The organism is Desulfobacula phenolica, from assembly GCF_900105645.1.
GTDB lineage: Bacteria > Desulfobacterota > Desulfobacteria > Desulfobacterales > Desulfobacteraceae > Desulfobacula > Desulfobacula toluolica.
On the sequence record NZ_FNLL01000003.1, the window covers coordinates 24002 to 36128 of the forward strand.

At 45.9% G+C, this 12127-nt stretch carries 8 protein-coding genes; 3 read left to right on the forward strand and 5 right to left on the reverse strand.

Going from position 1 to position 12127, the window contains the following annotated elements; genetic code table 11:
- Position 1 precedes the first annotated feature (1 nt).
- From BLT94_RS05115 to BLT94_RS05140, 5 genes are all read right to left on the reverse strand, one after another.
- A complete protein-coding gene (locus tag BLT94_RS05115; RefSeq protein WP_092231199.1) occupies positions 2-1597 on the reverse strand; it encodes an ABC transporter ATP-binding protein in 1596 nt (531 codons plus the stop codon).
- 3 nt (positions 1598-1600) lie between these two features.
- Positions 1601-2671 (reverse strand): ABC transporter permease, encoded by a 1071-nt coding sequence (locus BLT94_RS05120; RefSeq protein WP_245742966.1) that lies wholly within the window; start codon positions 2669-2671, stop codon positions 1601-1603.
- On the reverse strand, positions 2655-3740 hold the full coding sequence (locus BLT94_RS05125) for a microcin C ABC transporter permease YejB (protein ID WP_092231202.1): 1086 nt from the start codon (positions 3738-3740) through the stop codon (positions 2655-2657). The genes BLT94_RS05120 and BLT94_RS05125 overlap by 17 nt, the downstream gene beginning before the upstream one ends.
- Positions 3741-3870: 130 nt before the next feature.
- On the reverse strand, positions 3871-5691 hold the full coding sequence (locus BLT94_RS05130; RefSeq protein ID WP_092231205.1) for an extracellular solute-binding protein: 1821 nt from the start codon (positions 5689-5691) through the stop codon (positions 3871-3873).
- 547 nt (positions 5692-6238) lie between these two features.
- Positions 6239-7285, reverse strand: a complete 1047-nt coding sequence (locus tag BLT94_RS05140) for a DMT family transporter (RefSeq protein WP_092231211.1) — start codon at positions 7283-7285, stop codon at positions 6239-6241.
- A 391-nt stretch (positions 7286-7676) separates the two neighbouring features.
- On the opposite strand from BLT94_RS05140, the gene BLT94_RS05145 reads away from it, so the two are divergent.
- The 3 genes from BLT94_RS05145 to BLT94_RS05155 all read left to right on the forward strand — a co-directional run bounded on the left by BLT94_RS05145 (position 7677) and on the right by BLT94_RS05155 (position 12108).
- Positions 7677-8549, forward strand: coding sequence for a methylenetetrahydrofolate reductase (locus BLT94_RS05145; protein WP_092231214.1), 873 nt, complete (start codon positions 7677-7679; stop codon positions 8547-8549).
- 77 nt (positions 8550-8626) lie between these two features.
- Positions 8627-11665, forward strand: coding sequence for an FAD-dependent oxidoreductase (locus BLT94_RS05150; protein WP_245742968.1), 3039 nt, complete (start codon positions 8627-8629; stop codon positions 11663-11665).
- Entirely contained in the window at positions 11665-12108 is a 444-nt protein-coding gene (locus BLT94_RS05155; protein ID WP_014958037.1) for a hydrogenase iron-sulfur subunit, read from the forward strand. Before BLT94_RS05150 ends, BLT94_RS05155 begins: the two co-directional genes overlap by 1 nt.
- Positions 12109-12127: the final 19 nt, after the last annotated feature.

A 12127-nucleotide genomic window follows, 5' to 3' on the forward strand; every position in this document is an offset into this window, starting at 1 on the left:
TTTAATGAAATGCCGTGGCAATCAGCAGTCTGGTGTACTCTTGTTCCGGATGAGAAAATATTTTTTTTGAACTGCCGGTTTCTACAATTTTGCCGTCTTTCATTACCACAATGTCATGGCACAGAGATTTGACAACCTTGAGGTCATGGCTGATGAAAACATAGGTCAGGTGAAACTCTTTTTGCAGTTGCTTGAGCAGTTTCAGCACCTGGAACTGGACGGAACGATCAAGGGAGGATGTGGGCTCATCCAGCACCATGAACTCGGGCTTCAGGATCAAGGCCCGTGCAATGGCGATTCTCTGGTGCTGGCCCCCGGAAAATTCATTGGGATACCGGTCCCGGCTTGCGGGATCAAGGCCTACCTTTTCCATGACCCGGATAATCTCGTTTTCTTCTTGTTTTCTGGTCATGCCAGGGCGATGGATCGAAAGGCCTTCCCCGATGATCCGGGCCACTGACATTCTCGGGTTAAGGCTGCCGAACGGGTCCTGGAAAATGATCTGCATTCTTTTTCTCAATTGTCTGATCTGGTTTTTACTCATATCATTGAGAGAGTTTTCCCCGAGCAGGATTTTTCCTTTGCAGGTATTGAGTTTTAAAAGGGCAAACCCTGTGGTGGATTTGCCGGACCCGCTCTCGCCTACAATGCCTAATGTGTGTCCTTTTTTAATGGTAAAGCAGATATCATCCACAGCCTTGACATGATCCACGGTTCTTCGAAGGATGCCTTTTTGAATGGGGAACCAGACCTTTAAGTGTTCCACTTCAACCAGGGTGGCATCGTCTTCGTCTGCCGGGTCAGGCCCGCCTGTCGGCTCTGAATTGATCAAATGCCGTGTGTAGGGGTGGGCAGGGCAGGTGAAGATCTTATCAGGATGATCGGTTTCCACAATTATGCCCTTCTTCATGACAGCCACCCGGTCGGCGATTTTTTTGACAATGGTCAGATCATGGGTGATAAAGAGTATGGCCATTCCCATTTCCTGTTGCAGATCCCTGATAAGGTCGAGGATCTGGGCCTGGATTGTTACATCCAGGGCTGTGGTGGGTTCGTCGGCGATAAGGATATCGGGTTCGTTGATCAAGGCCATGGCAATCATGACCCGCTGCCGTTCACCGCCGGACAGCTGGTGGGGAAATGATACAAGCTTGTTGGCGGGATTTTTCAGCCCCACTTTTTTCAGCCAGAAAAGGGCTCGTTCATTCGCTTTTTGGGCTGAGATAGCAGGCTGGTGAAGAAAAATGGATTCTTTGACCTGTTTTCCGATCCGGTGAAGGGGGTTAAGGGAGGTCATGGGCTGCTGGAAGATGACCCCGACCCTGTTGCCCCGGATGTGCCTGATCTCTTCATCGGGTATGGCAAGGCAATCTTGACCGTCAAGTTCAATAGTGCCGGTCGGGTATATGGCTGATTCCGGCAGCAGTCTTAAGATGGACATGGCTGTAACGGTCTTGCCGGACCCGCTTTCACCCACCAGGGCCAGGGTTTCCCCTTTTTTTAGCTCAAGGTCGGCATTTTCAACCACCCGGGTGATTCTGTCGCCCAGTTTAAAGGATATGCTCAGGTTTTTTATGGTCAGCAGGGATTTGTTCATATGCTAATACACCTTTCTTGGGTCAAAGGCATCCCTGACGCCTTCGCCGATAAAGACCAGCAGGCTGAACATGAGGGACAGTATAATAAAGGCGGACAACCCAAGCCAGGGTGCCTGCATATTGGCTTTTCCCTGGGCCAGCAGTTCTCCTAATGAAGGGGAACCCACGGGCAGGCCGAATCCCAGGAAATCCAGGGATGTCAGGGTGGTTATGGAACCGCCCAGGATAAAGGGCATAAAGGTGATGGAAGCCACCATGGCATTGGGAAGTACATGCCGGATAATGATTTTCATATCGCTTAAGCCAAGAGCTTTTGCCGCAGTCACATATTCGAAATTCCTTCCTCGTAAAAATTCCGCCCTCACCACCCCCACAAGAGACATCCACCCGAACATCAGGGTGATGCCCAACAGCCACCAGAAATTGGGCTGAACCACACTGGACAGGATGATGAGCAAAAACAGGGTGGGCAGGCTGGACCAGATTTCGATAAACCGCTGGCCTAAAATATCGATTCTTCCCCCGTAGTAACCCTGCACGGCACCTGCCATGATCCCGATCACGGATGAACAGATTGTCAGGGTAAGGCCGAACAATACGGAAATCCTGAACCCGTAAACCAGGCGGGCCACCACATCCCGTCCACGGTCATCCGTGCCCAGCCAGTTGGTCCGGGATGGCGGCGAAGGGGCTGGGCCGTCCAGGTTGTAGTTGATGGTGTTATAGGAAAACGGGATGACAGGGTTGATCATCCATCCTTTTTTATTGATCAGGTCTATGACAAAAGGGTCTTTATAGTCTGCCGGAGCTTCAAACTCCCCGCCGAACTCGGTTTCTGCATACTCTTTGACAAGGGGACAGTAAAGTCCGGAATCATAATAGATTAAAAGGGGTTTGTCATTGGCGATCAGTTCTGAAAAAAGCGTCACAACAAATAAAATAGAAAAAAGATATAAAGAGATGTATCCGCGTCGGTTGGCCCGGAACCGGTTCCATCTTTCCTGGTTGATTTTTGTCATCTTCATGTCTTGTTTGTCCGTATCATTTTTTTTATCCTCATCCTCTTTTCTCAAAATCAATTCTGGGGTCAACAATGGTATAGGTTATATCAGAGATAATGGACAATATCAGACCCATGAGCGTAAAAATGTACAGCGTGGAAAACATCAGTGGAAAATCTCTCTGGAGCGTTGCCTGGAAGCCTAAAAGGCCCATGCCGTCCAGAGAAAAGATCACCTCAATGAGCATGGAGCCGGTAAAAAAAAGGCCTATAAAGGCGGACGGAAAACTGGCGATCACCAGAATCATGGCATTTCTGAACACATGGCCGTATAAAATCCGGTTTTCTGTCAGTCCCTTGGCCCGTGCAGTTACCACATACTGCTTGCTTATTTCATCTAAAAAAGAGTTTTTGGTCAAAAAGGTGAGTGTGGCAAATCCTCCGATAACCAGGGCAAGGGTAGGAAGAGCCATGTGCCAGAAATAATCCAGGATTTTGCCCACCAGGGACAGCTGGTCAAAATTCACGGAAACCAGTCCCCGCAGCGGAAACCAGTTGAAATAGGTGCCGCCGGCAAACAGTATGATCAAAAGAATGGCAAATAAAAATACAGGGATGGCATTGCCTATGATGATCACCGTGCTGGTCCAGACATCAAAGCGCGAAGAGTGTCTTAAGGCTTTTTTAATTCCTAAGGGGATGCAGACCAGGTGGATAATGAGAGTACTCCAGAGCCCGAGAGACACGGACACGGGAATCCTTTCCACAATCAGCTCTACCACGGATCTGCCCCTGAAAAGGCTGTCACCGAAATCAAAGCAGATAAAATCCTTGAGCATTTTAAAGTACCGGACATGTATGGGCTTATCAAACCCGAACCTGCGTTCAATCTCGGCAATCACTTCCGGGTCCAGGCCCTGGGCTCCCCGGTAGGTGCTTTTTTCTTTCATGTTGGTTTGTGTAAGTTCGGTTTTGCTGCCCGTGACCTGTTCCATAACGCCGGAATCCATGCCCTGAAGCTTGGCAATCAATTGATCCACAGGGCCGCCTGGTGCCACCTGGATGATGAAAAAATTGATGGTAACAATGGCAATCAGAGTGGGAACGACCAACAGCAGTCTGCGAATAATGTATGAAATCATGATGGTTTATTACCGGGATAGTCTTTTGCCGGGTATCCTTCTTATATGAAAGTCTTCAAAAATTTAAACAGTGACTTTCAATCTTTGTTGCGGGCAAATCTGAGCGAAAGACCAGGTCTGCCCGTGGCAGTTATTGGGTGATGTTTCGGTTGGGCAGTGCCGCCTGCTTGGCCTTGTCAATCCACCAGGTGTCAATGAACCCGATGGCATATCTGGGCCGCACAGCCGGTCTTGAAAATTTATTCCAATAGGCCACCCGGAATTTGCTCAAATGCCATTCCGGGATGACAAAAAAATTATATTGCAGAACCCTGTCAAGTGCCCGGCCGTAATGGAGCAGGGCGGTTTTGTCGGTCTGGTTCTGGTCTATTTTTTCAGTGAGAAAATCAATGGCAGGATCTTGAACCCCTGCGGTATTGTATGTGGAATCAAAAAAGTTTGAATGCCAGACGATTTTCAAATTGGAAGATGGAAACGGGTTGGCCGCATACTGGCCTGTAATCATGTCAAAATCCCGTGCCCGCATCCGGTTGATAAACTGGGTGGTATCCACCCGCCGGATATTCAGGGTGATGCCCAGTTTTTTCAGGTTGTCCTGGAACGGTATGGCAATGCGTTCCATGGTGGGGCTGTAAAGCAGCAACTCGAACTCCATGAGTTGTCCGGTTTTTTGATGGGTCATTTTCCGGTTGGAGATTTGCCAGCCCGCTTTTTTCAGGATGCCAAGAGCCGTCCTCAACTGAGACCTGATATTGCCGCTGCCGTCGGTTACAGGCGGTTGATATTCACTGGTATAAACCCGTGGCGGAATTTTGTCTTTCACAGGTTCAAGGCAGGCAATCTCATCCTTGGACGGCAGTCCCTTTGCTTGATACTCGGTATTCTGGAAAAAGCTGCGGGTCCTGGTATACTGGTTGTAAAAAAGATGCTGGTTCATCCATTCAAAATCCATGGCATAGGTCAGTGCTTCTCGAACCCTCACATCTTTGAACACCTCTTTTTGGGTATTAAAGATCAGCGCCTGCATGGCCTGGGGAATATCATGGGCAATTTCTTCTTTTATGATGTGGTGCTGATCAAAATAATCCCCTTTATACATGGTGGCCCATTGCTTGGCCACATTTTCCATCCTGAAATCAAACTCTCCTGCTTTAAAGGCTTCCAGGGTGACAATTTCGTCCTTGTAATAGTCGTACCGGATCAAATCAAAATTATGTCGTCCCTTGTTGACCGGCAAATCCTTTGCCCAGTAGTCTTTTAACCGCTTGATCACCACATACTGCCCCATTTTATAGGCATCAATGGTAAACCCGGAACTGCCCAGTGGCACATCGGTGGTGGGAGCTGAAAAATCTCTTGTCTCCCAGTAATGTTTTGGCAGTATGGCAAGCCCTGCAAGAGAGTGCAGCAATTCCAGCCGGCTTTTTTTAAGGGTGAATTTTACCCTGTGTGTATCTAAGGCCTCAACATGGGAGACATTTTTATAATAGCTTTTAAACTGCGGCACTCCCTGGGTCATGAAAGTGTTAAAGGTAAACACTACATCTGCTGAGGTAATGGGTTTTTTATCCTGAAACCGGGCGTTTTTATTGATGGTAAAAATAATCCATGTATAGTCTTTTGAATATTCTATTTTTTCTGCAATCAAGGGGTAGAGTACATCAATTTCATCATCAGAAGGCGTCATCAGGGTGTCATACAGCTGTTCACTGCCTGCAGCGGCATCTCCCCTTTGAGCGTAACGGTTGAAACTGTCAAAGGTGCCTGTGGTGGAAAGGGTTACTGATCCGCCTTTGGGGGCATTGGGATTAACATAGTCAAAATGGGTAAATCCCTGACCATATTTTGGAGTGTCCCTTAAAGAAAAATCGGTTGAGATGATTGATGCCTCATCTGCCGGACATATCCCGGTCATCCACAGGATGATCAGCATAATGATTGTTTTTTTCACAAGTTACCCCTTTTTTTTTTATATGAAAGTCTTCAAAAATCCAAACAAAGACTTTCAATCTTTGTTGTGGGCAAACCAAGCTTAAAGACCAGGTCTGCCCGTTGCAGTTATCTTTAAAATACTGCCTGAAATACCGAGTGACTGTTTAAAAAAATGTATTTTAAACTGTTTTGAACTGTTGAACAAGAAAGAAGTCGTTTTAATTTTAAAGCAGACACAATCATTGACTTTTTCAAGTCTTTTCACTATATTATCTAAAGAGTGCCTGGCAAGAAAAGTTGTAAGTCCGGCTCTGTGTTTTGTGTTTGACAGCCGTAAGATTTGTTTTGTTTACCATTCTTTTGATTACCTTTTCTTAAATCCTGTTCCATATACCAAACTAATTTTTTTGCAGTACCTTTGTAAGTCCATATATTGAATGTTGCCATTCTCGTTGTGTTGGCAGGCACTCTGACAATATGGGATTGTGATTTCCATTCCTGATGCAACCTGGACCCGTTCAAGAAATGAGGCGCCTGGTTTCTGGGGCGGACATTGCTGATTTTACTTATGTTTTATCAGTATGACCGGATTTATGCCTGTGATGGATATCCGGCCAGTGAGGGTGTGAGTGTAAAACCGGTTCGTGGTAATGCCAGTGGAGGTGGGCAATTTTTTCTTTTTTGCTTGAATGAGTGTGGGTGTGATGGTCATCATCATGATGGTGCAAATGTTTGTGTTTCAAGGGGCCATGGACATGAATGTGGGTATGCTTGTCCAGGAAAAGTGTGAACAGGGAAATTATTAGAACCAGGGCTGCTGCCATCTGGACAGGTGCGATGCGTTCATGTAAAATCAGGGCAGACAATGCCACTCCGAAAAACGGTGCCGTTGCAAAAATCATCTGGCTTCGGGTCGCCCCCAGATTTTGTGCTGCCGTGATATAAAGGCTGATACTGAATCCATAGGCAAAAATCCCGACCATGAGGGCAAAGAGGATGGCCGGGATATTTTTTGAATAAGGCTCTGCTATAAAGGCAATGGCCAGGTTCAGGCTTCCTGCTGTTACCCCTTTCCAGAACGTGCTTTGGGAAGGGGTGATTGTATCTATCAATGCTGTTAGATGGTTGTCAAGAGCCCAGCAAATGCAGGCACCTGTAACTAAAAGCAGGGCCATAAAACCAATGGGGCCTTCGTGCCAGGACAATAAAACAGATGCAAGCAAGGTCCCGCCAACCCCTATCCACCCGAATCGTCCCAGGTGATCCCGGAACACCAGGTATCCCAGGACAGCCGTGGCAATCAGTTCCAGGTTCAGCCACATTGACACGGAAGCACCAGACCCTTTTTGAAGTCCCATCAACAGCAGCACAGGGCCTATAATCCCGCCAAACCCGATAGCACCTGCAAGCCTGCAGGTGTTTTTTTTATCAAGAGTTTTGATACTGACACGATTGCCTGCAAACACAGAAAAGGGCAAGACTCCTATGGCAGCGCCAACATACAAAAGACCCGCCAGTTGAAAAGGGGTGAGGGTGTCGAGCAATAGTTTGCCAATGGGTGTGGAGGAACCAAAAAGTATGGCTGAAACGACTGCGGCCAGGATAAAATGCATTAAAGAGAAACCTTTGTTGTTTGATTGAGTTTTAATGAATAACTTAAATAGTGTCGCAAATATAATAGTAGCGCAAATTTGTGTTAAAAGTAAACTTAAGAATTTATCAGTCCTGAAGGTCCATTTCCTTATATTAAAATAAAAAAAGTTTAGAATAATTTCAAAATATTGAGGATTTTCTAATAGTTTTTTTGAAAATGTTCTAAATATTTGTTCATTATAGCGAACTTCTTGGATTTAAAATTGTATTAGTCATTGTATTTAAAGATAAATTGTGTTCATTTTGAGCTTGGCATGGTTTCTGCTATTTAACAATTTTGTTTGTTTAAGTTATGTGAATTGTTGATGAGAGTTAAACCCAAAGCTTTTTGAAAATAAAAAGGATGAATAAATGACTCTTCAAAATAAACTTTCCCAAGGGGATTTTGTTGTACTTGCCGAAATAAATACCCCCAAAGGAGTTGATATATCAGATCTTGTAACCAATGTGAGACACCTTAAATCCAGAATAGATGCCGTGGTAATTCCAGGCATGGATAACGGCGTCATGCACATGAGCGCCCTTGCCGGCGGTGCGATTATCCGGCAGCAGGGGATGGAGCCCATGATTCACATCTATGGCAGGGATCGCAACAGGATGGCCCTTCAGGGAGATATGCTTGCAGCTCATATTCTTGGGGTAAACAACCTTCTGGTTGTGCAAGGTGAGGCAATAAGCCATGGTGATCATCAGAATGCCAAGCCGGTTGATGATCTTAATGAACTGGATTTGCTGATCATGCTCAATACTCTTCAAAGAGGAACGGACCTTGCCGGTTTTGAATTAAAAGGAAAACCTGAATTCTTCACAGGATGCCAGGTTCAACCCATCCGAAACGATGACCATCTTGAAATAGAATTTCAAAGTGCCGGGGAAAAGGTAGAGGCAGGGGCACAATATATAATGGTCCCCCCTGTTTTTGATATTGACGGCTATGTTCAAATTTTAAATAAATTCAAATCATTGAATGTACCGGTGATTGCCACGGTTTACATGTTGAAAAATGTTGGTATGGCCCGCTACATTTCAATTAATGATCCTGCTTCAAAATTGTCTGAGGCAACGATTACCCGGATACGCAAATCAAAGGATCGGGAAACAGAATGTATCAATATTGCAGGAGAAATGATCAAGGAACTTCAAAGCCAGGTTCAGGGGGTAAAGATTTCCGCCTCTGGCTGGGAAGACCGTTTGCCGGCAATACTGGACTGTGCAGGGCTTTAACATAAACTCATCCATCTTTAATTATCTGTGTGAACCCATTACAGATGATGGATACCATAAATAAAAACAGGTTACCCATGCAAAAGCTTAAAAATATTCAACATGATAAGAGTGTGCTTGTTATCGGTGGTGGTGTCGGAGGCATCCGTGCGGCATTGGATTTGGCTGAATCCCGCCGAAATGTCGTACTCATTGATAAATCATATTCCATTGGCGGGTTGATGACCCAGTTGGACCGAACGTTTCCAACCAATAATTGTGATTTATGTACGGTATCTCCCCATTTGTCCGAAAATACAAGACAGATCCATCTGGATTTACAACCAATGACCCGGCTTGAAGAGTTGACTGGTGAGGCTGGTGATTTTAAGGCCAAGCTTGTTACCGAGCCAAGATATATTGATATGGATAAATGTACGGCATGCGGAGAGTGCCACAAACATTATCCCGATGCGGTTCGATTTACCCCCGGACTTGATCCGCGTGCGCCTACCTGCATGCGATATCCTCAGGCAACCCCTTATGCTTTTTCCATTGATATGGAAAAAATAACAGATGTGGCGGCTTTGCAGAAGGTGTGCAAGGCAGATGCCATTCTTCCGGATGATACCCAAAAGACAACTACCATTGACGCGGCATCGGTCGTGTTAAGCGTCGGGGCTGAATTGTTTGATCCTTCTGTGCTGGATAATTTCGGCGGGGGCCGGTTTGATAATGTTGTAACCGGTCTGGAGTATGAACGGATCATGTCGGCTTCCGGGCCTTTTCAGGGCGATCTTGTAAGGGTTTCAGATAAAAAAAGGCCTAAAAAAGTGGCATGGATACAATGTGTCGGATCAAGAGGAATTAATAAGGCTGATGTGCCTTATTGTTCCGGGGTTTGCTGCATGTATGCCTTAAAAGAAGCCATTGTAACAAAAGAAAGATTTGCCGAAAGTATTGAAACTACCATTTTCTATATGGATATGCGGACCTATGGCAAAGATTATGAACTTTATTTTAACCGGGCCAAAAATGATTATGGCATCCGGATGATCCGCTGCCGGCCTCATTCCATTTATGAAGACAGCGAAACTCAAGATCTTTCCATCACCTATACCCTGGAAGAAGAAGCTCGCCGCATAACAGAAGATTTTGACATGGTTGTGCTTTCAACCGGGTTCAGGGTCTGTGAAACAAACATTGATCTTGCATCCCGCCTGGGGATTGACTTAAACGTCCATAATTTTGCAAAGACAAATAATTTTAACCCGGTTATGACATCAAGACCAGGTGTATATGTTTGCGGTGTGGCCGAGAGTCCCAAAGATATTCCCGAAACAATAGTTCAGGCAAGTGCTGCTGCAAGCATGGCGTCATCCGACCTGCCTGCTGTCATGGATCTGCCTGAAACTGATATTGATTTTATGCCGGAAAGAGATGTTTCAGAAGAGGAACCCAAAATAGGGGTTTTTGTGTGTGACTGCGGACTGGAAATAGGTGGCGTGGTGGATGTTGACAAAATGGTTCAATTTGCCGGAACCCTTCCCAATGTGGCAGTTTCACAGGCCGTAGGGTATGGGTGCAGCAAAGAGTCCATGGCCCTGATTGAAGAATCAATTAAAAACAATAATTTAAACCGGGTGGTGATCGGGGGTTGTTCTCCCAGGACTCATGAAACCAAGTTTCAGGATCTGATGCGCCGTGCGGGATTAAACAAATATCTGGTGGAAATCGTCAATTTAAGAGATCAGAACACCTGGACCCATATGGGACAGCCGGAGCAGGCTCTGGACAAGGCGTTCAAGCTGCTGCAGATCGGTGTCAGCGGTGTTTGCAAAAGCAGGCCTTTGATGGATCAGACCTTGCCCATGAATCAGAATGCATTGGTTGTGGGTGGTGGTGTTACCGGAATGACGGCAGCACTTCAACTGGCAGGTCAGGGCATTAGGGTCTATCTTCTGGAACGCAACCCTAATCTGGGAGGCGTGGCAAAATCCATCAGACGGACAATCGAAGGGGACGAAGTAGCTCCGTTTATTGATCAATTGATAAAAGATGTGTCAGCCAATAAAAATATCCAGGTTATGACACGGACCATTGTCGTAGATCATTCAGGTGTGCCGGGGCGGTTTACAACCGGTATCCAGACTGGTGCAAGAATGAACTATATGCAGCTCAATCACGGGGTGACCATTTTTGCCACGGGTGCCCTGCCAAACAGGCCGGATGAGTATGGCCTTGGAACCCATGACAATATTGCCACTCAGCTTGAACTGGATGCCTTGATTGAAGATGATCCTGAAAGAATTAAAGCCATGAACCAGGTGGTGATGATTCAATGTGTTGGATCAAGAGAACCCGGCAACCCCAATTGTTCAAGAGTTTGCTGCCAGACTGCCATTAAAAATGCTTTGCGAATTAAAGCCATTAATCCTTACGCGGAAATTTATGTTTTATACAGAGATATTCGTACCTATGGTTTTCAGGAAGATTATTACAGGCAAGCCAGAAATCTGGATATAAAATTTATCCGGTTCTCTTTAGATAATAAACCGGAAGTGTTGTTGGAAAACGATCAGGTGTCCGTTCTTGTGGATGATACGATCCTTGGCAGAAAGATTCAAATTGATGCGGATTATCTTGCCCTTAGCACCGGGATGATTGCCGATGATGAAACCACGGAAGATCTGGGTATGATGTTCCATCTGTCAAGAACAGAAGACAACTATTTTCTTGAGGATCATGTGAAGCTTCGTCCGGTTGATATGTCTGTGAGGGGAAATTTTATAGCCGGAACAACTCACTCTCCAAAAACAATCAGGGAGAGTATTACCCAGGCTTATGCCGCAGCAGGACGGGCACAAACCCTGCTGGCTAAAAAAGAAATTAATCTGGGGGCGGCAATAGCCAAAGTAGACGGAGCCAAATGTGCTGCCTGTCTGGTTTGTGTTCGTGCCTGTCCGTTCGGTATTCCGTTTATCAACGAGGACGGTTATTCGCAGATTGATCCGGCCAAATGCCAGGGATGTGGAATTTGCGCTGCAGACTGCCCGGCAAAGGCCATTCAGTTGCTTGCTTATGAAGACGATCAGATTTTGGCCAAATTAGACGGTTTGTTTGGGGAGGTGAACTAATGGAAAACTTTGAACCGGAAATTGTCGCATTTTGTTGTCATTATTGCGCCTATACTGCTGCTGATATGGCAGGCAGCAAAAGGATATCCTATCCGCCAAACGTAAAAATCATCCGTGTGCCATGCACGGGAAAAGTGGATGCCATCCATATCATGAAAGCCCTTGAAAAAGGAGCGGACGGTGTTTATGTTGCCGGATGCCTTGAAGGGGACTGCCATTTTAAAAATGGAAATACCCGTGCAGGATACAGGGTCGCACATGTACAAAAAATCCTGGAAGAACTTGGCTGGGAAAAAGAACGGGTGGAAATGATCAGGATGTCGGCTGGAATGGGTGAACTTTTTGCCCGTACCGCCAGCGAATTTACTGAAAAAATAAAACAACTGGGACCCAGTCCCGTTAAATATATCAACACAGATAACCATCAGAAGGCAGCTATTTGATGATTAAATCTTCGGAGAT